Raw genomic sequence first — 20,875 nt, forward strand, 5'->3', positions numbered from 1 at the left:
CGCCGCCGTACGATCCACCGTTACTCACCCGGCCTCCTCAGGACCGAACCTGACACTGTGCAGAACACCCGCGAACACCTGTGCATAGTCCGGCCCTTCCTCCGCCGACGTGGCCTTGTTCATGACGGCGAGGCCGTCGTCCACGCGCTCGTGGAACTTCCCGCAGGCGTCGTCGAGTTCGTCGAAGCCGGTGCGGATCGGCCCGGTCTCCTCCAGAGCGCCGGGCTGTGGCGGCATGGGGACGTCACCGGGGCCGTGTAGGTTCTCGCGGCCGGGGCGGTTGAGGTTGAGGAGGGTGGGGGCAGGGTGTCGGACAGTTTCATGCTGGCTGCGCGCGTGCCGATGACGCGTGAGGGGTTCGAGGCGTGGTTGGACGCCGCGGTTCCGGGGGTTGAGGTGGTCGCCAACCCCGGTGAGATGTTCACCGGCTGGTTCTGGGACGGCTCCTCGTCGGCAGACCGGTGGGACCGGCTTGACGCGGACACGACGGCACGGGAGTTCTTTGCCGAGTGTGTCGAGGAGTCATGCGCCGGGCGGTCGACGACGGTGGTGCTCCTGCACCGCGAAGGTGCCTTGGAGGCGTACCTGTTTGAGGTCGGCTACGACGAATACACCATGCACACGGCGATGTTGCTGTTGGCCGGAGCCGGTCGGTTCAGGTCGGAGCCCGGGGACGACTACGTGCTGTTCTGGGCCGAGACCAGCGGGGCGTTGCTGAAGCCGTCGTCGGACGCCTGGCTGGCGGTGCTCTCGGTGGGGCAGGAAGGTGCGCGATTCGTCGGGCGCGTCGATCTGGCCGAGACGGTCGCGGCGCTGAAACCGGCCGAGGAGCGGTTCTACGCGTTGATCGAGCGCATGGCGGAGGACGAGGAGGAGTGGGACGCGGACGCCGGGGAGCCGTTCGCCGCCGAGACACCCCGCGACGCGTTGTTCGTGGATGCCGAGGTGTTGCGGTAGCGGGGGAACTCGGCGGGACCGGGCGGGGTTCGCCGTCCGTGCCCGAAGGCGGCCGCGCGGCGCGGGCACGGGCGACGACCCGGACGTCAGTGGCTGATCGCGGCGAGGCCGGCCTGGGCGTACTGCTCGTCGGAGAGTCCGCTCGGGGCACCTGCGACGCCGATGCCGGCGATGGGGGCGCCCTGGAACTGAACGGGCACGCCGCCGGCGAGGAACAGCGTGCCGGGGATGTCGGCCAGGGTCGGGTTCTGTTCGAGGCGTCCGACCAGGACCGAGGTGGGGGCGTTGAAGGACGCGGCGGTGTACGCCTTGAGGCGTGCCGACTCGTACGTGTGGGGCCCGGCGCCGTCGCCGCGCAGCTGCACGATGGCGTTGCCGTTGCGGTCCACGACGGCGACGCTGACGCGTTGGCCGTCGGCCTCGGCCGCGTCGAGGGCGGCCTGGGCGGCCCGTACGGCCGCTGCCTCGGTGAGGTGGTGGGTGGTGATGACGTTGTCGCCCCGGACGCCGTCACCACCCCGGACGCCGTCGCCACCCCGGGCCTGGCAACCGGCGTGGCAGTACTCGCCGGAGGCGGTGGTGGCGGTGGCGGGTACGGCGGTCGCCACGCCCATGCCCAGCACCACAAGGGAGGCGCCGACGGCGAGACGGGTCCGCAGGACGGGGAATCGGTTCACAGTCACTCCTGAGGGAGGTGGCCGCCACGAGCGGGCGTGCCTTCCCGACAGTGCAGCAACCCCGTCCCGCAACCGACCCGGCGCCGCGCGGCGATCCACCGGACCGGGCTACCCGGCCTGCGCCGAATGGTCGAGGACCCGCACGCAACGTCGCGGCGAGGCCGGGGGCACGAAGCGCCGGCGCCCCGGTTACCCCGGCCGGCCCGCGGACGGGACCTGCGCCGAACCCAACCGGGGCGCCTTGCCGCCCGCCGCGCCGCCACGCGAACTCATTTGCCCCGTCCGGAGTTTCATCGTGCGGATCCCCGCGGCCGATGCGGGGCACCGGCCCCCGGCCGGGGCGTGCCAGGGCGACTAGGGCTTCCTGGTGACCAGGTGGAGGCGGAGGCACAGGGCGGCGGTGAGCAGGGCGAGGGCGGTGAGGACGGCCGCCACGGCGTAGGTGGCGTTTCGCCAGGCGTCCGGGTCGGGATGGTCGCCTGCCACCGCGAAGAGGGTCGAGCCGAGGATGGAGGCTCCGCTCGCCAGGCCGATTTGCAGCGCGGTGGACAGGACGCCGCCGGCGAGGCCGGCGCGGTCCACGGGGAGCGCGCCGAGGGTCAGGCCCAGCAGGGGAACGAGCACCATGCCCCATCCGACGCCTGCGAGGAAGAGCGGGAGGAGCAGTTCGGGGAGGGTGAGGCTCTCCTCGGTGACGCCTGCCACGGTGGCGAACGCGTCGGTGCCGAGCGCGAATACGAACGCGCCGACCACCAGGACCAGCGCGCCGTGACGTGCCACGAAGCGCTGGGCGAGAAGGGCGACCAGCAGGAAACCGGTGGCGGCGACGGCCATGGCGAGGCCGGAGCGGATCGGCGTGAAGCCGTGACCGACCTGGAGGATCATCGCGAGGCTGAACATGAAGCCGCCGACGCACGTCCCGAAGACCAGGAGGGCCGAGAGCCCGAGCCGGGCGGCGGGGAGCCGCAGCAGGGACGGCGGGACCAAGGGCGTACGGCCGGAGCGTTCGGCGCGGGACTGCGTCGCGATGAAGAGCGCGGCCAAGGGGATCACGGCCGCGAGCGCGATCCAGGTCCAGACGGGCCAGTCCTCCGCGCGGCCGAGGGTGAGGGGGATCAGGAGCAGGGCGATCGTCGCGGCCAGGAACGTCGCGCCGCGTACGTCGATCGGCGCGGCGACCGGGGCCTTGGTCTCCGGGACCACACGGCGGGCCAGGGCGAGGGCGAGGACGCCGACGGGGACGTTCACCAGGAAGAGCGGACGCCAGCCCGAGCCGAACAGGTCGGCGTGCAGCAGCAGTCCTCCGACGACCTGTCCGATGGCTCCGGCGGAGCCGACGACCAGGCCGAACACGCCGAGCGCCTTCTGCCGGTCGGCGCCCTCGAAGCCCGCCTGGATGGCGGCGAGGACCTGCGGGAACATCAGGGCCGCGGTCAGGCCTTGGAGTACCCGGAAGACGATGAGCGTTGTCACGTTCGGCGCAAGTCCGCACGCGGCCGACATCACCGTGAAGGAGGCCATGCCGAGGAGGAACAGCCGACGCCGTCCGTAGCGGTCGCCGAGGCGGCCGCCGGCGACCAGGGTGCAGGCGTACGCGACGCCGTACCCGGACACCGTCAGTTCGAGCTGCGCCTCGCTCGCGCCCAGGTCGCGGCCCATGTCGGCGAGCGCGACGTTGACGATGAAGGCGTCCAGGACGGGGAGGAAGGCGCCGAGGAGCAGGATGGGGAGGGCCCGCCACCAGCGGGCCGCGTCGGGTCCGCCGGTCGCCGGCGCGACGGAGGGGGTGGCCGCCGCGCCGGCGGCCGAGGTCAGGGTGCTTTGTGGCATGACCCCACCCTGCGGGTGCCGCCACACGGGTACCGAGAGCCTGCTGATGCTGGTACTGACCGAACCTGGATAGCCGGGGCGGCCCGGGTGAGGATGGTGCACATGGACGGGGAGAACGGAGACAGGAGTATGGCGGACGTCGGTATCGGGGTGGGGGCGCTGGTCGGGGCGCGTGTGCCGTCCTCAGCCGCGCAGGTGGGCCGCGTACGCCTGTCGCGCGAGCAGAACGAGAAGCGTCGGCGCGAGCTCGGCGAGTTCGTCCGCTCGCGGCGCGAACGCACGTCGCCCGAGGCGGTCGGCCTGCCGCCCGGTCCGCGCCGCCGTACGCCCGGGCTGCGCCGCGAGGAGGTCGCGCTGCTCGCCGGTATCGGGGTGACCTGGTACACGTGGCTGGAGCAGGGCCGGCAGATCAACGTCTCGTCGCAGGTGCTGCTGTCGGTCGTGCGCGTGCTCGGCCTCGACGACGTCGAACGCGCGCACGTCTTCCACCTCGCCGACGTCCCGGACCCCGAGCACATGGTCAGCGAGGCGCAGGTGTCCCCGGCGGTGCAGCTCGTGCTCGACCAGCTCAACCCGTACCCGGCCTCGGTGATCGGCCCGCGCTGGACCATCCTGGCGGGCAACCGGGCGTACCGGGCGCTGGTCGGCGACTACCGCGACCTGCCGCCCTGCGCGCGGAACACGTTGTGGATGTTCTTCACCGACCCCGAGTGGCGCACGCTGGCCGCGGACTGGGCCGGTACGAGCAGGCAGCTGGTCGCCAAGCTGCGCGCCGCGGTGGCGGCGGACCCGGGCGATCCGGGGTGGGGGCCGATGGTCGACGCGCTCATCGCCGCGTCCCCGGAATTCCACGAGCTGTGGCGGCGGCAGGAGGTCGCCGGCATGGACAGCGCGGTCAAGTGCTACTACCACAGCGCCGTCGGGTCGCTCGACTTCGCCGTCACGCACATGGTGACCAGTGACGGCAGGGGCGCGCGCATGTCCGTCTACACGCCGCGCGACGACGAGACCCGCGAGCGGCTGGAGCGGCTGTCGGGGGTCACCCCGCGGCGGCTGACCTACGACGAGGACCACTTCGTCCACGAGGCGGGGAGGACGGGCACACCGCTCGGTGTGCCGGCCTGAGCCTGCCCTTGACCATGTGAACGAAAACCGGTTTCCTCTCCCGGGAGGGTACGCGGCGACGGGGCGGCGCGCCCCGCGACGTGTGTGGAGGCGACCGTGACGCAGATCCGCTTCGACGGCCAGGCGGTCCTGGTGACCGGCGCGGGACGCGGTCTCGGCCGCGAACACGCGCTCGCGTTCGCCGCGCGCGGTGCGAAGGTCGTGGTCAACGACGTCGCCGACGCCGAGGGCGGCGGCCCGGCGGACGCCGTCGTCGCGGAGATCACCGCCGCGGGCGGCGTGGCGGTGGCCGACACGCACAGCGTCGCCGACGAGCCGGACGGCGTCGTGGGCGCCGCGCTCGACGCGTACGGGCGCCTCGACGTGGTGGTGAACAACGCGGGCATCTCGCACGGCGGCATGTTCGACCAGATCCCGGCCGAGATGTTCGACAAGATGCTCGCGGTCCACCTGACCGGCACCGTCAACGTGACACGTGCCGCATGGCCCCACCTGAAGGCCGCGCGCGGGCGGGTCGTCAACACCACCTCGAACTCGATCTTCGGCATCACCGGGACGAGCCACTACATCACGGCCAAGGGCGGCGTCCTCGGCCTGACGAAGTCACTGGCGATGGACGGCCGCGGCGACGGGATCCGGGTCAACGCGATCATGCCCGTCGCCTACACGCGGATGACCGCCGGCATCCCCGACCCGGTATTCCGCGGGTTCCTGGAGAAGAACTTCACGCCGGACAAGGTCGCCCCGTTCGTCGTCTGGCTGGGCAGCGAGGACGTGCCGGTCAGCGGCGAGATCTTCAGCGTGGGCGGCGGCCGGGCGGCGCGCATCGTGCTGGGCGTCGCGCCGGGCGCGCTCGCGGACACCCCCGAGGCGTACGCCGCACAGGCCGGGCAGCTCCTCGACCTCGACGGCGTGGTCTTCCCCGCGGACGCCACCCGCGAGGTGCTGTTCGCCGCCGCATCACTCGGCCTCGCGCAGGACGAATTGGAAGGCGCCTGGAAGCAGTAACACGTCGGAGCGCCCGTCTAGGCTGGCCCGCATGTCCGCATTGTTCCCCCGGCAACGCCGCGAGGTCGCGCCGGGGGCGGTGCACGTGCCCGGCTGGCTCGACGCGGAGGAGCAGGCCGCGCTGCTCGCCGCCTGCCGCGCGTGGGCCCGGCCGCCTGCCGGACTGGAGACCGTCGTGCTGCCGTCGGGCGGCGTCATGTCCGTGCGGTCGGTGTCGCTGGGCTGGACCTGGCAGCCGTACCGCTACGTGCGCGTGACGCGCGACGGAACACCGGTCAAGCCGTTCCCGGACTGGCTGGGCACGATCGGGCGCCGCGCGGTCGCCGAGGCGTACGGCGCGGGCCCAGGGCCGGACTTCGCTCCCGACCTGGCCCTCGTCAACTTCTACGACGACCGGGCCCGCATGGGCCTGCACCAGGACCGGTACGAGGCGGGCGACGAGCCCGTGGTGTCCCTCAGCCTCGGCGACACCTGCGTCTTCAGACTCGGGAACACCGAGACGCGGACCCGTCCGTGGACCGACGTCGAACTGGAGTCCGGCGACCTGTTCGTGTTCGGCGGCCCGTCGCGCTTCGCCTTCCACGGTGTGCCGAAGACGTACCCGGGGACCGGGCCCGCCGAACTCGGCCTGCGGGGACGCCTCAACGTCACCATCCGAGTATCCGGCCTTGCCGCATAGGGGAGTTGCACAGCGCACGCGGCGGCCAATCTGAGTAGGCGTACTCAGGAATTCCGCTTCGCCCGGCGCCACCATGCCTCTATGACAACGCCCTTGCAGCCCCGCAACACCGCGATGTTCTACTTCCAGGCCTGGATCTCGTTCGCCACGGCGATGACCGCCATGGGGATCGGGATCGCCTACCTGCCCGTCTCCGCGTGGGTGCGCGGATTCATCGGCCTCGGCGCGCTCTTCCTGGTGACATCGTCCTTCACGCTCGCCAAGGTCATCCGCGACCGGCAGGAGACCGAGACCATGGTCAACCGCGTCGACCAGGCCCGCCTGGAGAAGCTGCTGTCCGACCACGACGTGTTCCGGCCCGAGACGGTGTGACCCGGTGGGCCGCGCGGCTCGGTGGCGGCACCAAATGCGGGAGCGCTCTCCCGGACCACCCAGTAGGGTCCTCGGCATGACCAACGCGCTCGACCGCGTCGTCGCGGACCTCGCCCGGCACGGCGTCACCGGCGCCGTACGCGAACTGCCCGACGACGTGCCCACCGCCGCCGCGGCCGCCGCGCACCTGGGGTGCGACGTCGGCGCGATCGCCAACAGCCTGATCTTCGACGCGGACGGCGCGCCGCTCCTCGTCCTGACCAGCGGCGCCCACCGCGTCGACACCAAGCGCGTCGCGGCCCTGGTCGGAGCGGCCAAAGTGCGGCGCGCCGACGCCGACTTCGTGTACGCAGCCACCGGTCAGCGCATCGGCGGCGTCGCCCCGGTCGGCCACCCCGCGCCGGTACGCACCGTCGTCGACACCTGGCTCGGCAAGCACGACCAGGTCTGGGCGGCCGGCGGCCTCGCGCACACGGTCTTCCCCACGACGATGGAGGAACTCGCCCGTATCACGGGCGGGACGGTCGCCGACGTCGGCGACTGAACGCCGGTCCGGCGACCGTCCGCCGCGCGTCCCCGGGTGTCTCCTCGTGTCCGAGCGCACCCGGGCGGGGTCCGGTGCGGCGCTCAGCCGGCCGTCTCGTACCTCGCCTTCACCACGCGCTTGAGCAGCTTGCCGGTCGGCGTACGCGGCAGCTCCGCCACGAAGTCCACGCTGCGCGGCGCCTTGTAGTGCGCGATGCGCTCGCGTACGAAGTCGATGAGCTCGCGCTCGAGTCCGGGTCCCGTCTCGACCCCGGACGCGGCCTGCACGACCGCCTTGACCTGCTCGCCGAGGTCCTCGTCCGGCAGACCGATCACCGCGACGTCGTCGACCTTGGGATGCAGCGCGAGCGCGTCCTCGACCTCCTGCGGGTAGATGTTCACCCCACCGGAGATGATCATGTACGCCTTGCGGTCGGTGAGGAACAGGAAGCCGTCCTCGTCGACGTAGCCGACATCGCCGGTCGTGGACCACGTCTCGTGCACGGGGTGCTGCGCCTCACGCGTCTTGTTCTCGTCGCCGTGGTACCGGAACGGCACCTCCTCGCGCTCGAAGTACACGGTGCCCACCGAGCGCGGCGGCAGTTCGGTGCCCTCGTCGTCGCAGATCCGGATGACGCCGAGGGCCGCGCGCCCGACCGACCCCGGCTTATCGAGCCACTGCGCCGAGTCGATGAGGGTCACGCCGTTGGCCTCGGTGGCGGCGTAGTACTCGTACAGGATGGGCCCCCACCACTCGATCATCGCGCGCTTCACCTCCACCGGGCACGGCGCCGCCGCGTGGATGGCCACCTTGAGGGAGGTCAGGTCGTAGCGCCCGCGGACCTCCTCCGGGAGCTTGAGAGCACGGACGAACATCGTCGGCACCCACTGGCTGTGCGTGATGCCGTGCTCCTCGACGGCCCGGAGCGCCGCCTCGGGGTCGAAGCGCTCCATGATGACCGCGGTGCCTCCGGTGCGGTGCACGAGGCTGATGAACCGCAGCGGCGCCGCGTGGTAGACGGGCGCGGGCGACAGGTAGACCGTGTCCTCGTCGAAACCGTAGATCGCGGCGAATACGGCGACGAGCGTGTCGCCCTCCTCGTTGATCCGGCGGTCCGGCAGCGGGGCACGAACTCCCTTTGGACGACCGGTCGTTCCCGACGAGTACAGCATGTCCGCACCGGCGGGCTCGTCGTCGAGCGGGTCCGCCGAGACGCCCTTGAGGGCCTCCTCGTAGTCGCCGTGCCCGACCACCGGGCCGTCGAACGCGAGCCGGACCTCGACGCCCGGCGTCGGTGCGACGACCGCCTCCGCGAGGCGGCCTACCGCGGCGGACACGATCAGCGCGCGGGCCCCGCAGTCGTTGACGATGTACGCGATCTCGTCGGCCGACAGGTGGTGGTTGACCGCCGTCACATACAGCCCGGAGCGCAGTGCCGCCCAGTACACCTCCAAGGCGTGCAGGTTGTTGTCGGACAGCAGGGCGATGCCGTCGCCCCGGCGCAGCCCGGCCTCGTGCAGCAGGCGGGCCAGGCGCGTGGAGTTCTCGTCGAGTTCGCGGTACGTGAGCGTGCGGCCGGAACCGCTCATGATCACGGCGGGCTTGTCGGGCGTCGTGCGGGCGTACGTTCCGGGGTACATCGGACTCCTCGCCGTCGCAGGGGCAGACGAGGAGACCGTACTAGCGCTCGCTCATGACAAACAGAGGTCGGACGGCGATCGTTTGCGGTCGTACGACCGGGTCGGAAACTGAGGCGGCGTACCCACACTTTGCGGGTACGGGTACTCATGTCCCGCAGCCACCCGCGGAGTTCACTGGCAGCATGCCTCTACCAGCCGCACCTCCCGTGGCCACGCAGATGCAGCGCCGACCCAGGCGCCTGTGGGCGCTGGCCCCGATCCTGACCACCGTCTTGGCCGTGCCCGCCTCAGTCCTCCTGCTCATCATGTTCGGACTCTCGGCCATGGCCTTTGACTCCTGCGAACCTCCCACGGAGACGACGTGCCCGGCGGCGACCGCCGCCATCGAACGGGCGGTCGAGTTCGCGCTGCTGACGCTCCTGCCGCTGATCCTGGTGTGGGTATGGCCGCGAAGCGCGCGCTTCAACACCGTCCGCTGGATTATGGCGGCGGCCTACGTCGCCGTGGTCATGACCGCCGTCATGATGTTCGTCAACATCCCCGCGGGCCGCTGAGCCGACGCTCAATTCCCTTGCGTCGCCCAGCTCTTCAGATCACGGGAAGCTCCGGCGGCACGATGACCCGGTCACACGCGTCCCGCGACGGCTTGACCCACTCGCCGTTCGCGCGGTCGCTGCGCTCCACCCAGTCCCGGGCCGCCGGTTCGTCCCGCCCGCCGGCGAGCTGGCGGTCGACGAGACGGGCCTCGCGTACGTCGTCCGGCGCCTCGACGTACCAGAGCACGTCGATGTGTTCGCGGGCGGCACGCCACCCCGGGGCGTCCGCGGCAAGGTAGTTGCCCTCGGTGACGACGAGCCGGGCGGTGGGCGGCACGCGGTGCCGGGCGGCCACCGGCTCGTGCAGCGTGCGGTCGTAGTCGGGGACGTACACGTCGTGGTCGCGCTCGGCGGCCAGGCGCGCGAGCAGAGCCGCGTAGCCCCACGCGTCGAAGGTGTCCGGTGCGCCCTTGCGGTCGAGGCGCCCGACGCGTTCCAACTGCGCGTTGGAGAGGTGGAAACCGTCGAGCGGAACGTACGCCGCCACGCCCGCGCCCAGCCGCCGCCCGACCTCCCGCGCCAGGTGTACGGCGAGCGTCGACTTGCCGGCCCCGGGCGGCCCGGCGAGCCCGAGCACCGTCCGGCGGCCGTCCGCGGCATCCGGGACCAGCACCAGGACGTCCGCCACGAGGGCGGCGAGCGTAGGCACGGGCGCGTGGCGGCCGTCGGGAGCGTCGCGGTGGGACGCCGGTGCCCGGCGCGGGGCGGGGTCGGTGCTCATAGGTCGGCAGGATGCCATCCGCCCGGGCGGTGATGCGGCACCGCCCCGGACGCCCGCGCACGGCGCGGCATCCGGGGCGGCGCGGGTCGCACGCGACCGGCGGTCCGGCAAGCGGATCAGACCGGCGGGGCGATCTTCGTGACGGCCGCGGTCAGCACGTTCACGATGTCCGTGGCCAGCGCGGTCAGGGCGGTCTTCACCCCGTCGAGGTTCGGCGGGACCTTGGTCGCCGCGGCGACCAGCGCCTCGGCGTTCTTCTTGAGGCTCGCGAGCGCGTCCTCCAGGCTCACGGCCGGCACCGGAAGGGCCTTGCCGGTGCCCGCCTGCACGGCACCGGGCAGCACGCCGCCGGTGTTCGGGACGACGCCGCCGGTGTCGGGCGCCACTGTGCCGGTGTTCGGGACGACGCTTCCTGTGTCGGGTACGACGCTTCCGGTATCCGGCACGACCGGCGGCACGGCTCCGCCGCCGAGCGACTTGAGGAGCTTGTCGACCTGGGTGGTGAGCAGTTCGAGGCGGTCACCCAGGACGTCGGCGTCCGGCTTCTCGGCCGACGCCGCCGAGGTCAGCCCGGACACGGTCTTGAGCACCGCACCCAGGTCGCCGACCTGGCCGATCAGCTGCGTGGGATCCGGCGCCGCGGGGACCGCCGGGGCGACACGGGTCTGCGGGCGGTCGTCGACGAATGCCGTTGCGGCACCCGCGCCGACGCCCACCGCGGACACGCTGAGGGCGGTGGCCAGGGCGACGGAAGTCCACTTGCTGCGCATGACGAAGGGGTCCTTTCGGAGGGGGTGGGGGGTTTCGGAATGGGGCCGACCGGCCTCAACCCACCCTTGACCGCGATTCACCCGGGCTGCCACCGCGAATAGCCCGATCGAGTCTCCGACTGGCGCGGATGGCCCAACGACACTCGGCCGGCGAACGATTGTGATCGAGAGTGGCGTGCGCCGAAGGGATGATGGGTGATCTTTGCGAGGTTGACTGATCGAATGTGATCGATATCAGGCCCTTGCTGTTCCCTCTCACAACGCGCGTGCATCGCCGCGGCCGCTGTGGGGCAAGATGCCACCGGCAATCGCCTGCGGCCACTTCGGTCCGTCGTGCGCCGGGCAGTGGACGCCAACTGGTCGCGTACGCGCACCTGGTGGCCTCTCTGCTCGGTTGGCGGGACCGCAGGCGGCAGGATGGCAGGGCGGCAACGTAGCGCATGTCCGGGAGGCTTCGTCCGATACGCGCAGGTGCGGACGAGTTCACCGCGCGGCGAGGAAGTCGTCACGGTGCCGATGCCGGCGTGACGTACCGTTAGCTGATGGCTTCCGAAGCGTTGCGCCGGGTCTTGTCCGACACCGGTGACCCGGACCCTCGCCCTCTTCCCGACCGGGTGGTGGAACTGCTCTGCAAGGTCGGGGCTCCACCGCGCCTCGCGGCGCACTTGCGGCTCGTGCACGACGTCGCCTGGCGAATCGTCAGATGGGTCGAACGGGAGTTCCCTGACCTGGAGTTCGATGCGGAGTCGGTGCTTTTCGGGGCGGCCGTCCACGACATCGGGAAGGCCGTGCACCGGGAGGAACTGTCCGGTCCCGGCCACGCACACGAGCTCGGCGGCTATGAACTCCTGTGCGATCACGGGGTGGAGGCCGAACTCGCGCGCTTCGCGTGTACGCACGGAACCTGGTCGGAACCTGGCCTGCCGCTCGAGGACCTTGTGGTGTGCCTCGCCGACAAGATCTGGAAGGGCGCCCGCATTCCGCTGCTGGAGGACCTGGTCGTCGACCGCCTGGTGTTGTCCGCCGGGGGCCGCGAGCGCTGGGCCGTGTTCGCCGCTCTCGACGACCTGCTCGACGACATCGCGGCGGACGCGGACCTGCGGCTCGCGTTCCAGGCACGGCACCCGGTGAGCGTCCGCTGAGGGCCCGTCGGGTGCAACTGGCAAAGTGAGTGACGGGGGTGGCTGACGGGGGTGGCGGATCTGGCATAGGGTCGCCGCGCACGGCGCAAGGCGCACGGTCTGGTACGGGTCCGAGCACGTGGGCGACGGCGGGGAGTCGGAATGCGGCGGTTGCGTCGCGGGGCGGAGCGGGCTTCGCAGGAGGCGGTTCCCTCCGGTAGCGCAGATGGCGCAGAGGTCGTGCCCTATGACGCGGGGTTCGGCGGCGACGCGTCCATCGCCAGGTCCCCGGCGACCGGCAGCGTGTTCGGAGTCGGGGTGGTGCTGCCCTCCATAGGTGGCCCTGCCGCGGACGCTTCCGGCGACGCGTCCGGCGCGTCCGACGCGGCCCCCGGAGGCGCCTCCGGCGGTGCGGCACGCGGCGCAGTCGGCAGCGGACGGCACGCACGCCCCCGTGGGAACCGCCCGCCGCGATCGTTCCGCACGAGGCTGCGCCGCCGCCGGTTGAGGGTGTTCGGCGGCGTCGGCCTCGTCGCCGTCCTACTCGGCGGGCTCCTGGCCGCGAGCGTGGCGCTGGCCCCGGTGTTCGGGGGCGGGGACGACGGGCGCAGGCCGTTCGGTGCCGGGAGCGGCGTACCGGCGGCGGCACCTCCGGACACGGCCGGGTCGGGCTACTTCCGGGTGGAGCAGGGGCAGGACGGCCGTTGGTTGTTCCGCACGCCCGACGGCCGACCGTTCTACTCGATCGGCGTCAACGCGGTGCGCACCCGGGAGGACCTCGAACGCGGCACCGGACGCTGCCCCTACTGCGAGGCCGTCGCGAACCGGTTTCCCGACCCGGTGGAGTGGGTCGAGACCACCACGCGGCGCCTGGACGAGTGGGGGTTCAACACGTTGGGCGCGTGGTCGGAGAGCGACCTGTTCAGCGCGCGGTTCGCGTACACGCCGGTGCTCGACCTGAGTTCGTCGATTCCCGCCGGATCCGCCGCTCGGGACTGGTTCGACCCGGCGTTCGCCGCGCACGTGGCGGACGTCGTCCGGGTGAAGGCCATGCCGCGCTCGACCGATCCGAATCTGCTCGGCTGGTTCCTGGACGACGAACTGCACTGGGGTCCCGACGGCGTGGCCCCGACGACCCTCCTGGACGAGTACCTGGCACGACCGGAGGGCACGCCGGGCCGGGCTGCGGCCGAGGCCCGGCGCGGAGATCCCCAGGGCTTCCTGCAGGACGCGGCGAAGCGGTACTTCGAGGTGACGACGGGCGCGTTGCGGGCGGGGGACCCGAATCACCTGATCCTCGGCGTCCGCGCGACGTCGCACACCACACCGCCCGAAGTGGTTCGGACGGCCGGGGCGTTCGTGGACGTGTTCTCGGTCAACGCGTACCGTCCGACCCCCGAGGCCGAGGCGGTGTTCGCGCAGGCGGGCGGCTCGGTGGTGCCGGTGACGCCGGACCTGCGCGACTTCCACACCCTGAGCGGACGCCCGGTGCTGGTCACCGAGTTCTCCTCGCGCGCGGCGGACGCGGGCGTGCCCAACACGGTGCCCGACGGGCTGCCGGTGGAGGCGACGCAGGACGCCCGGGCCGAACGCTACGGCGAGTACGTGGGCCCGTTGTTCGCCGCGCCGTGGGTGGTGGGCCACCACTGGTACCGGTACGCCGACTCGCCGCCGGGCGGCCGGGTGCTGCCCGACGACGGGCAGAACAGCAACTTCGGGCTCGTGTCGGTCGACGACGTGCCCTGGGAGCCGCTGGTCTCGCGCATCGCCGCGACGAACGCCGGGGCCCCGGGCCGCGGGTGACTCGCGGTTAGGATCCCGGTATGACTTCCTTGGTGCGCCATGTGACGTTCGACTGCCGCGATCCGTACGCCCTCGCGGGATTCTGGGCCGAAGCGGTCGGCGGCAAGCGGTCCGACGAGGACGCGCCGGGCGACGACGAGGTCCTGGTCGAGAACACGTCGGTCGGCCTGCTGTTCATCCGCGTCCCGGAGGGCAAGGAGATCAAGAACCGCCTGCACCTGGACCTCCAGCCGCAGGACCGCAGCCGCGACGAGGAGGTCGACCGGCTGGTCGCGCTCGGAGCGAAGCTGGCCGACGACCGCCGCCGCCCCGACGGGACCGGGTGGGCGGTCCTGGCCGACCCCGAGGGCAACGAGTTCTGCGTCGAGCGCAGCGTGGCCGAGCGGTCCGCGACGGGCGGCTGAACGGCGTCTTCAGGCTCCGTCCTGCCCACGCCGCGCCCACGCCACGCCCGCTCCGTGCCCGCTCCGTGCCCGCGCCGCGCGCCGCGGAGCGTGAAGACCCGACCTCACGGGACAGAACGCCTAAGCCACGATCTCCTTCAACTTCCGTACATCGCCCAGCGGATCGTCGCCGACCGGCGAGATGTTGAGCACCGTCACCCCCGCCTCGCGGTACGCCGCCACCCGGTCCCGTACCCACCCCTCGGGGCCGATCAGGTTGGTCAGCTCGATGAGTTCGTCGGGCAGCGCCGCCATCGCCTCCTGCTTGTGTCCGGCGAGGTACAGCTCCTGCACCCGCTCGGCTTCCGCCTCGAAGCCGTACTTGCGCACCACGTCATTGTAGAAGTTGCGGCCCTTCGCGCCCATTCCGCCCACGTACAGGGCGGTGTTCGGGCGCGCGAGGTCGCGCAACGCCGCGACGTTGTCGCCGATGGCCAGCAGGCCGCCCGCGACCGTTTCCAGCGGCCCCAGTTCGGGGTCGCGCCGGGCGGTGCCGTCCGCCAGCGCCTTGCCCCAGACCCGGTCCGCGCGGTCCGGCAGGAACAGGAACGGCAGCCAGCCCTCGGCGATTTCGGCGGTCATGCGGACGTTCTTCTCGCCAAGTGCCGCCAGGTACACCGGGATCCGGTCACGTACCGGGCGGGTCAGCATCTTCAGCGGCTTGCCGAGCCCGGTGCCCTGCCCGGCGGGCAGCGGCAGCGGGTACAGGCCCTCGTTCGTGACGACCTCGCGCCGCCAGATGCGGCGGCACAGGTCGACGATCTCGCGGGTGCGTTCGAGCGGCCGGTCGTACGGCACGCCGTGCCACCCCTCGACGACCTGCGGCCCCGACGCGCCGAGGCCGAGCACCGCCCGGCCGCCGGACACCGCGTCGAGCCCGGCGGCGGTCTGCGCGATCAGCGCGGGCGTGCGCGAGTAGATGGGCAGGATTCCGGGCCCGATCGACACGTGTCGGGTACGGGCCGCGAGGAAGCCGAGGACCGTGGGCGCGTCAAAGCCGTACACCTCGGCCACGAACACCATGTCGATCCCCGCGTCCTCCAGGGCCACCGCCTGATCGACGGTGGCCCGGACGTCGCCCGCGTACTGAAGGAAGGTTGCCAGCCGCACGGATCACTCCTCCTCGGGCCTGCGCCCGTTTTCGTACCGATGGACGGCCGCCCGCGGAGCGCCGGGGTTGGCGTCCACGGTCGGCGAACCGCGGTCGGCGTACCGCGGTCGGCGTACCGCGGTCGGCGTACCGCGGTCGGCGTACCGCGGTCGGCGTACCGCGGTCGGCGTACCGCGGTCGGCGTACCGCGGTCGGCGTGCCGGTCAGCGCGCCCGGTGGATCACGCGCGTCTCGGTGAAGCCGTAAAGACCCCACGGTCCGTTCTCCACGCCGATGCCGCTCCACTTTGCCCCGCCGAACGGCTGCGCGGGAGACAGCGACAGGTGCGTGTTGACCCACGCGGTGCCGACGTCGAGGCGGGCGGCGACGTCGGCGGCGCGGTCGCCGTCGCCGGACCACACCGATCCGCCGAGGCCGAAACGCCCGGCGTTGACGCGCTCGACCGTCGCCTCCAGGTCGCGGTACGCCACGACCGGCAGCGCCGGGCCGAACTGCTCCTCGTCGACGATGCGCGCGCCGTCCGACAGGCCCGCGAGGACCGTCGGCTCGAAGAAGTACCCGCCGCCTTCGCCGACGGTGAGCGCGCTGCCGCCCGCCGCGGCCTTGGCGCCGCCCGCGAGCGCGTCGGCGACCAGGCCGCTGACCCGCTCGTACTGCGGCCGGTTGTTGACCGGGCCGAGCTGCACGCCTTCGGTGGTGCCCTCGCCGACCTTGACCGCGCGGGCCTGCGCGGCCAGCGCCTCGACGAGGTCGTCGTGCAGCGCCTCGGGGACGTACACGCGCTTGACCGCGGCGCAGACCTGCCCGTTGTTGGCGAACGCGCTCCAGAAGATCTTCCCGGCGATCGCCGAGACGTCGGCGTCGTCGAGCACGATCGCGGCGTCGTTGCCGCCCAGTTCGAGGGTCACGCGCTTGAGGTCGGGCGCGGCCGACGCGGCCACGTGCTTGCCGGTCTCGACGGACCCGGTGAAGCTGATCTTGCGGGCCAGCGGGTGCGAGGTCATCCAGCGGCCGAGCTCGTCGCCGCCGCTCACCGCGTTGACGACGCCGGCGGGCAGGACGTCGCGCAGGATCTCGCCGATCAGGAGGGTCGACAGCGGCGTGTACGGGGACGGCTTGATCACCACGGTGTTGCCGGCCCGCAGCGCCGGGGCGATCTTCCAGAACGCCATCGTCAGCGGGAAGTTCCACGGGGTGATGGCGGCGACCGGGCCGAGCGGGCGGCGGACCACCTCGACGAGGCTGTTCTCGTCGTCCTTGATGATCTCGCGCGGCAGCTCCAGGTCGGCGTAGTAGTTCAGCCAGGCGGCGCCGGTGTGCACCTCGCGTACCGCGTCGCCGAGGGGCTTGCCCTGCTCGGCGGTGAGGATCGGCGCGATGTCGTTCGCGCGCTCGACTATCGCCTTCGCGCACGCGCGCAGCGCCTCGCGGCGGGCGTCCTCGTCGCGCCGCCAGGTGGTGAAGGCGTTCGCGGCGGCGTCGAACGCGGCGTCGAGCTGCTCGCGCGTGCAGTCCGGGGCCTCGGCGAAGACGGCTCCGGTGGCGGGGTTGACGACACCGATCGTGGCGGAAGCGGTCGCGGCGGCTCCGCCGATGGTCATGCCGGGGGCGGTGAGGGCCTGCGTCATGGGTGTCTCCGTTCGCTGGGTGGTGGTGCGTTCGGCGTGGTCTCCGGGGAGGCCGTGCCGGGTGAGGCAATCGCTGGAGGCGACGATTGCCGCACAGCCGTACGAAGTCCAGAGCGTGCGGTGTGAAGTCCGCCGGGGCCGACGATTCCCCGGTCGGTGGCCGTCGGTGCAGATCCGTGCCGGTCGGCGCTTCCGAACGGCCCTCGTCCGGCCCGGGTTTTGCTCCCGACCGAATGGTCGAATTTCCGTCCTGTCAGTCGGTTCACATCTTGACAGCCCGGACCCCGGGCGGGCTAGGGTGGGTTGAACGATCGTTCAATAACTCTGCGTCGAGGGAGACTCCGCCCCATGGCCACCGCAGTGATCGTCGATGCCGTACGCACCGCCTCCGGCAAAGGCAAGCCCGGGGGAGCACTGTCCGGCACGCACCCCGTCGCCCTCCTCGCGGACGTGCTCCGGCAGCTGGTCGACCGCAACGACCTCGACCCCGCGCTGATCGACGACGTCATCACCGGATGCGTCTCGCAGGGCGGCGACCAGGCACTCAACATCGCCCGCAACGCGGTGCTCGCGGCCGGCTTCCCCGAATCCGTGCCGGGCACCACCGTCGACCGGCAGTGCGGGTCCAGCCAGCAGGCCGCGCACTTCGCCGCGCAGGGCGTGATCGCCGGAGCGTACGACATCGCCATCGCGGCCGGCGTCGAGTCGATGAGCCGGGTGCCCATGGGCTTCACCGCACAGGGCCGCAACCCGTTCGAACCACTCGCCGCGCGCTACCCGGACGGGCTCGTCCCGCAGGGCTACTCGGCCGAACTGATCGCCGCCCGCTGGAAGTTCGACCGGGAGACGCTGGACGAGTTCTCCGCGCGATCGCACCGGCTCGCCGCCGAGGCCGCCGCGTCAGGGGCTTTCGACCGCGAGATCGTGCCGATCCACGTGGTGGGCACGGACGGCACCGACATCGCGTTCACGCGGGACGAGACGGTACGGGCGTCCACCACCACCGAGGGCCTCGCGGGGCTGAAGCCCGCGTTCTGCAACGAGGCGATGAGCGCCCGCTTCCCCGAGATCAACTGGCACATCACGCCCGGCAATTCATCGCCGCTCACGGACGGCGCCTCCGCGGTGCTCATCATGAGCGAGGACATGGCGAACCGGCTCGGCCTGACGCCGCGTGCCCGCTTCCACACCTTCGCGGTGACGGGCGACGACCCGCTGCTCATGCTGACCGGCGTCATCCCGGCCACGCGCAAGGTCCTGGAACGGTCCGGGCTCTCGATCGACGACATCGACGTCTTCGAGGTCAACGAGGCGTTCGCGCCGGTCCCGCTGGCCTGGGCCAAGGACACCGGGGCCGACCTGGAGAAGACCAACATCCGGGGCGGCGCGATCGCGATCGGCCACCCGCTCGGCGCGTCCGGCGGCCGGATCCTGGCCACGATGCTGGGCGTTCTGGAGTCGACCGGCGGCCGCTACGGCCTCCAGACGATGTGCGAAGGCGGCGGCATGGCCAACGCCACCATCATCGAACGCCTTTGATTCTCTTCGGAGTCGCGCCGACCTGTTCCTGAGCGGCTCCGCACCTGGCCGGTTCGCCGGGTCGGGCGGCACGAGCGGCAATGGGAACGTGGCGGCGCCGCCGCCCGCCGGGCGGGCATCGCGTGAGGGGACAGGAACGCGGGGGTGCGTGAGGCCGGGGCTCGCGTACCCCCGCTCCCCGTCGGGCCGTTCGGGTACGTGGTGTGGTCGGCCCGGCGATGCTGTCGTCGGTGTCGTCACTTGTTGTGTCGCCTTGGTGTTGTCGTCTGTAGGGTCCGGCTCCTGTCGAGGAGGCGCTCGTGCGTACACCGGTCACCGAACTGCTGGGCATCGAACTGCCGTTGCTGGCGTTCAGCCACTGCCGCGATGTCGTCGCCGCGGTCACGAACGCCGGCGGGTTCGGCGTGCTCGGGGCCGCGTCGCACACACCGGAACAACTGGAGCACGAACTCGACTGGATCGACGCCCACGTCGCCGGGCGCCCGTACGGCGTCGACCTCATCGCGCCCGCCACCTACGCAGGCAAGGGCGAGGGCGGCGATCCGGTGGGACTGTGGGAGCGCATCCCGGCCGCACACCGCGAGTTCGTCGACGACCTGCTCACCGCACACGGTGTCGAACCGCCCGAACCACCGCCCGTCGGACGCCGACGCCGTCCGGGACTGACCGAGGAACACGCCCGCGACTGCCTCGACATCGCGTTCGCGCACCCGATCCGACTGATCGCGAACGCGCTCGGCGTCCCGCCGGACTACATGGTCGCGCGCGGCAAGGCCGAAGGGGTGGCCGTCGCCGCCCTCGTCGGCACCCGCCACCACGCGGTACGCCAGGTCGAGGCCGGCGTCGACCTCATCGTCGCGCAGGGGACCGAGGCGGGCGGGCATGTCGGCGAAGTGGCGACCATGGTGCTGGTGCCCGAAGTCGTCGACGCCGTGGCCGAGGCCGCGGCGGCGCACGGCGAAGAACCGGTTCCCGTGCTGGCGGCCGGGGGCATCGTCAACGGCGCCCAGATGGCGGCGGCACTGGCTCTCGGTGCGGCAGGTGTGTGGACCGGATCGGTATGGCTCACCTGCGAGGAGGCCGAGACCGCGCCCGCCACCAAGGCCAAGTTCGTCGCCGCGACTTCCGGCGACACCGTGCGCTCGCGCTCGCGTACCGGCAAGCCGTGCCGGCAACTTCGTTCGGCGTGGACCGAGGCGTGGGACGGGCCGGACGCGCCGCCCGCGCTGCCGATGCCGATCCAGTCCCTGATCAGCGAACCCGCGCTGCGCCGCGTGGACCGGCTCGCGGAGGGCGGGCACGAGGGGGCGCGGGAGTTGGCGACGTACTTCGTCGGGCAGGGTGTCGGGATGATGAACCGGGTGCGGCCCGCGCGCGAGGTCGTCTACTCGATGGCCGAGGAGTTCGCCGAGGCCGTCGAGCGCGCGGCGGCGTTCCTGGAGGAGTGAGCGTTCCGGGAGCGACCTGTTGCCGAGGACGGCGACGCCGGTCCGGCGAGGCGGGTGCGGTGCAGGTGCGGGGATGTCGGGTGCGGGATGTCGGCTGCGGCGGAGTCAGCCCTTGGGACGGTGGCCGACGCTCGCGAGTGCGATCTCGACGTACCGGTCCGCGATCTGCTGGGGCGTCAGCGGGCCGTCGAGCCGGTACCAGTTGGCCACCGCCTGCGCCATCGTGAGCACGGCGCGCCCCGCATCTACCGGGTACGGCGTGGTGAACTCGCCCATCTCCACCGCGTCGCGGACGCTGGACTGCACCAGCGCTTCCAACTCGTCGCGCAAGCCGATGTAGTGCGCCCGGTTCTCCGGCTCCAGGCTGCGCGTCTCGGTGTCGAGGAACGCCATCGGCGCGCGGTTGGCCATGTAGAGCACGATGCACTCGACGAGTGACGAGAAGCGGTCGACCGGGTGGTCGCCGGCCTCGGCCACGGCGGTACGGCAGCGGCCCAGCACCGCGTTCATCGAACCCAGCAGCAATTCGACGAGCAGCGCCTGCTTGTTCTGGTAGTGGTAGTAGAGCGCCGGCACCGTGACGCCGACGCGGCGCGCGATGTCGCGGACCGTCGTGCCGTGGTAGCCGTGTTCGTCGAAGGCGTCCAGGGATGCGGCCAGGATCGGCGGCAGCCTGATCGGCTCGTACGTACGCCAGTCGGTGTGGCCGTCGGCCCGCAGATCTGTCACCAGCTCGGCCATCGCACGTCCTCCGATTCACCGCTGCCCGCCCGCGACGCGGGGGTTCGGTCGAGAGTCTAGCGAGCGTTCGCTACGGGTAGCCGGGGGAGACGGTGTGATCAAGGTGATCTTTGACGCACCGTCAGACCACGCTACGCGCA

21 protein-coding genes are annotated in these 20,875 nt (G+C 72.1%); 12 read left to right on the forward strand and 9 right to left on the reverse strand.

Annotated elements, in window-relative coordinates:
* Window positions 1–24: 24 nt before the first annotated feature.
* The gene (locus AB0C36_RS10620; RefSeq protein WP_358352223.1) at window positions 25–237 is read right to left on the reverse strand and encodes a hypothetical protein; all 213 of its coding nucleotides are present in this window, start codon (window positions 235–237) and stop codon (window positions 25–27) included.
* 69 nt (window positions 238–306) lie between these two features.
* Between AB0C36_RS10620 and AB0C36_RS10625 the strand changes: the two genes are divergently transcribed.
* On the forward strand, window positions 307–957 hold the full coding sequence (locus AB0C36_RS10625; RefSeq protein ID WP_358352225.1) for a hypothetical protein: 651 nt from the start codon (window positions 307–309) through the stop codon (window positions 955–957).
* Between the two features lie 86 nt (window positions 958–1,043).
* Here AB0C36_RS10625 and AB0C36_RS10630 read toward each other — a convergent pair whose 3' ends face one another.
* Together AB0C36_RS10630 and AB0C36_RS10635 are read right to left on the reverse strand one after the other, a co-directional pair.
* A complete protein-coding gene (locus AB0C36_RS10630) occupies window positions 1,044–1,571 on the reverse strand; it encodes a GlcG/HbpS family heme-binding protein (protein WP_358352302.1) in 528 nt (175 codons plus the stop codon).
* Window positions 1,572–1,988: 417 nt separating this feature from the next.
* A complete protein-coding gene (locus AB0C36_RS10635) occupies window positions 1,989–3,464 on the reverse strand; it encodes an MFS transporter (RefSeq protein ID WP_358352227.1) in 1,476 nt (491 codons plus the stop codon).
* 129 nt (window positions 3,465–3,593) lie between these two features.
* Here AB0C36_RS10635 and AB0C36_RS10640 point away from each other — a divergent pair, with 129 nt between their 5' ends.
* The 5 genes from AB0C36_RS10640 to AB0C36_RS10660 all read left to right on the forward strand — a co-directional run bounded on the left by AB0C36_RS10640 (window position 3,594) and on the right by AB0C36_RS10660 (window position 7,192).
* Complete coding sequence (locus AB0C36_RS10640; protein ID WP_358352229.1) at window positions 3,594–4,589, forward strand: helix-turn-helix transcriptional regulator; 996 nt, start codon at window positions 3,594–3,596, stop codon at window positions 4,587–4,589.
* Between the two features lie 96 nt (window positions 4,590–4,685).
* Window positions 4,686–5,597 carry an SDR family NAD(P)-dependent oxidoreductase gene (locus AB0C36_RS10645; protein ID WP_358352231.1) on the forward strand — a complete coding sequence of 304 codons (912 nt, stop codon included), beginning with the start codon at window positions 4,686–4,688 and terminating at the stop codon, window positions 5,595–5,597.
* 31 nt (window positions 5,598–5,628) lie between these two features.
* Window positions 5,629–6,276, forward strand: a complete 648-nt coding sequence (locus AB0C36_RS10650; RefSeq protein WP_358352233.1) for an alpha-ketoglutarate-dependent dioxygenase AlkB family protein — start codon at window positions 5,629–5,631, stop codon at window positions 6,274–6,276.
* Between the two features lie 81 nt (window positions 6,277–6,357).
* Complete coding sequence (locus AB0C36_RS10655) at window positions 6,358–6,648, forward strand: YiaA/YiaB family inner membrane protein (protein ID WP_358352235.1); 291 nt, start codon at window positions 6,358–6,360, stop codon at window positions 6,646–6,648.
* A gap of 76 nt (window positions 6,649–6,724) precedes the next feature.
* Window positions 6,725–7,192, forward strand: a complete 468-nt coding sequence (locus tag AB0C36_RS10660; RefSeq protein WP_358352237.1) for a YbaK/EbsC family protein — start codon at window positions 6,725–6,727, stop codon at window positions 7,190–7,192.
* An 83-nt stretch (window positions 7,193–7,275) separates the two neighbouring features.
* Here the strand turns inward: AB0C36_RS10660 and AB0C36_RS10665 are convergent, their stop codons facing one another.
* Complete coding sequence (locus tag AB0C36_RS10665) at window positions 7,276–8,814, reverse strand: acyl-CoA synthetase (RefSeq protein ID WP_358352239.1); 1,539 nt, start codon at window positions 8,812–8,814, stop codon at window positions 7,276–7,278.
* A gap of 182 nt (window positions 8,815–8,996) precedes the next feature.
* Between AB0C36_RS10665 and AB0C36_RS10670 the strand changes: the two genes are divergently transcribed.
* Entirely contained in the window at window positions 8,997–9,368 is a 372-nt protein-coding gene (locus AB0C36_RS10670; RefSeq protein ID WP_358352241.1) for a hypothetical protein, read from the forward strand.
* A gap of 34 nt (window positions 9,369–9,402) precedes the next feature.
* On the opposite strand, the gene AB0C36_RS10675 is transcribed toward AB0C36_RS10670, so the two are convergent.
* On the reverse strand, window positions 9,403–10,131 hold the full coding sequence (locus AB0C36_RS10675; RefSeq protein WP_358352243.1) for a nucleoside/nucleotide kinase family protein: 729 nt from the start codon (window positions 10,129–10,131) through the stop codon (window positions 9,403–9,405).
* A 116-nt stretch (window positions 10,132–10,247) separates the two neighbouring features.
* Window positions 10,248–10,901, reverse strand: coding sequence for a hypothetical protein (locus tag AB0C36_RS10680; RefSeq protein ID WP_358352244.1), 654 nt, complete (start codon window positions 10,899–10,901; stop codon window positions 10,248–10,250).
* Window positions 10,902–11,443: 542 nt separating this feature from the next.
* On the opposite strand from AB0C36_RS10680, the gene AB0C36_RS10685 reads away from it, so the two are divergent.
* The 3 genes from AB0C36_RS10685 to AB0C36_RS10695 all read left to right on the forward strand — a co-directional run bounded on the left by AB0C36_RS10685 (window position 11,444) and on the right by AB0C36_RS10695 (window position 14,229).
* A complete protein-coding gene (locus AB0C36_RS10685) occupies window positions 11,444–12,043 on the forward strand; it encodes an HD domain-containing protein (RefSeq protein WP_358352246.1) in 600 nt (199 codons plus the stop codon).
* Window positions 12,044–12,262: 219 nt separating this feature from the next.
* Complete coding sequence (locus AB0C36_RS10690) at window positions 12,263–13,825, forward strand: hypothetical protein (protein WP_358352247.1); 1,563 nt, start codon at window positions 12,263–12,265, stop codon at window positions 13,823–13,825.
* A 20-nt stretch (window positions 13,826–13,845) separates the two neighbouring features.
* The gene (locus AB0C36_RS10695; protein WP_358352250.1) at window positions 13,846–14,229 is read left to right on the forward strand and encodes a VOC family protein; all 384 of its coding nucleotides are present in this window, start codon (window positions 13,846–13,848) and stop codon (window positions 14,227–14,229) included.
* A 120-nt stretch (window positions 14,230–14,349) separates the two neighbouring features.
* Here the strand turns inward: AB0C36_RS10695 and AB0C36_RS10700 are convergent, their stop codons facing one another.
* Window positions 14,350–15,378, reverse strand: a complete 1,029-nt coding sequence (locus AB0C36_RS10700; protein WP_358352251.1) for an LLM class F420-dependent oxidoreductase — start codon at window positions 15,376–15,378, stop codon at window positions 14,350–14,352.
* Between the two features lie 204 nt (window positions 15,379–15,582).
* The gene (locus tag AB0C36_RS10705; RefSeq protein ID WP_358352253.1) at window positions 15,583–17,007 is read right to left on the reverse strand and encodes an aldehyde dehydrogenase family protein; all 1,425 of its coding nucleotides are present in this window, start codon (window positions 17,005–17,007) and stop codon (window positions 15,583–15,585) included.
* Between the two features lie 348 nt (window positions 17,008–17,355).
* Between AB0C36_RS10705 and AB0C36_RS10710 the strand changes: the two genes are divergently transcribed.
* On the forward strand, window positions 17,356–18,546 hold the full coding sequence (locus AB0C36_RS10710) for a thiolase family protein (RefSeq protein WP_358352254.1): 1,191 nt from the start codon (window positions 17,356–17,358) through the stop codon (window positions 18,544–18,546).
* A gap of 299 nt (window positions 18,547–18,845) precedes the next feature.
* Window positions 18,846–19,994 (forward strand): NAD(P)H-dependent flavin oxidoreductase, encoded by a 1,149-nt coding sequence (locus AB0C36_RS10715; protein ID WP_358352256.1) that lies wholly within the window; start codon window positions 18,846–18,848, stop codon window positions 19,992–19,994.
* Between the two features lie 105 nt (window positions 19,995–20,099).
* On the opposite strand, the gene AB0C36_RS10720 is transcribed toward AB0C36_RS10715, so the two are convergent.
* Window positions 20,100–20,735: a TetR/AcrR family transcriptional regulator gene (locus AB0C36_RS10720; RefSeq protein WP_358352257.1), complete on the reverse strand. Its 636-nt coding sequence runs from the start codon at window positions 20,733–20,735 to the stop codon at window positions 20,100–20,102.
* Between the last annotated feature and the right edge of the window lie 140 nt (window positions 20,736–20,875).

This window comes from Streptodolium elevatio (assembly GCF_040649515.1).
Lineage (GTDB): Bacteria > Actinomycetota > Actinomycetes > Streptomycetales > Streptomycetaceae > Yinghuangia > Yinghuangia elevatio.

Coding starts and splice junctions, on each gene's coding strand:
- AB0C36_RS10620 (WP_358352223.1), bottom strand. CDS start 237: ATGCCGCCACAGCCCGGCGCTCTGGAGGAGACCGGGCCGATCCGCACC.
- AB0C36_RS10630 (WP_358352302.1), bottom strand. CDS start 1,571: ATGGGCGTGGCGACCGCCGTACCCGCCACCGCCACCACCGCCTCCGGC.
- AB0C36_RS10635 (WP_358352227.1), bottom strand. CDS start 3,464: ATGCCACAAAGCACCCTGACCTCGGCCGCCGGCGCGGCGGCCACCCCC.
- AB0C36_RS10640 (WP_358352229.1), top strand. CDS start 3,594: ATGGCGGACGTCGGTATCGGGGTGGGGGCGCTGGTCGGGGCGCGTGTG.
- AB0C36_RS10650 (WP_358352233.1), top strand. CDS start 5,629: ATGTCCGCATTGTTCCCCCGGCAACGCCGCGAGGTCGCGCCGGGGGCG.
- AB0C36_RS10655 (WP_358352235.1), top strand. CDS start 6,358: ATGACAACGCCCTTGCAGCCCCGCAACACCGCGATGTTCTACTTCCAG.
- AB0C36_RS10660 (WP_358352237.1), top strand. CDS start 6,725: ATGACCAACGCGCTCGACCGCGTCGTCGCGGACCTCGCCCGGCACGGC.
- AB0C36_RS10665 (WP_358352239.1), bottom strand. CDS start 8,814: ATGTACCCCGGAACGTACGCCCGCACGACGCCCGACAAGCCCGCCGTG.
- AB0C36_RS10670 (WP_358352241.1), top strand. CDS start 8,997: ATGCCTCTACCAGCCGCACCTCCCGTGGCCACGCAGATGCAGCGCCGA.
- AB0C36_RS10675 (WP_358352243.1), bottom strand. CDS start 10,131: ATGAGCACCGACCCCGCCCCGCGCCGGGCACCGGCGTCCCACCGCGAC.
- AB0C36_RS10680 (WP_358352244.1), bottom strand. CDS start 10,901: ATGCGCAGCAAGTGGACTTCCGTCGCCCTGGCCACCGCCCTCAGCGTG.
- AB0C36_RS10685 (WP_358352246.1), top strand. CDS start 11,444: ATGGCTTCCGAAGCGTTGCGCCGGGTCTTGTCCGACACCGGTGACCCG.
- AB0C36_RS10695 (WP_358352250.1), top strand. CDS start 13,846: ATGACTTCCTTGGTGCGCCATGTGACGTTCGACTGCCGCGATCCGTAC.
- AB0C36_RS10705 (WP_358352253.1), bottom strand. CDS start 17,007: ATGACGCAGGCCCTCACCGCCCCCGGCATGACCATCGGCGGAGCCGCC.
- AB0C36_RS10710 (WP_358352254.1), top strand. CDS start 17,356: ATGGCCACCGCAGTGATCGTCGATGCCGTACGCACCGCCTCCGGCAAA.
- AB0C36_RS10720 (WP_358352257.1), bottom strand. CDS start 20,735: ATGGCCGAGCTGGTGACAGATCTGCGGGCCGACGGCCACACCGACTGG.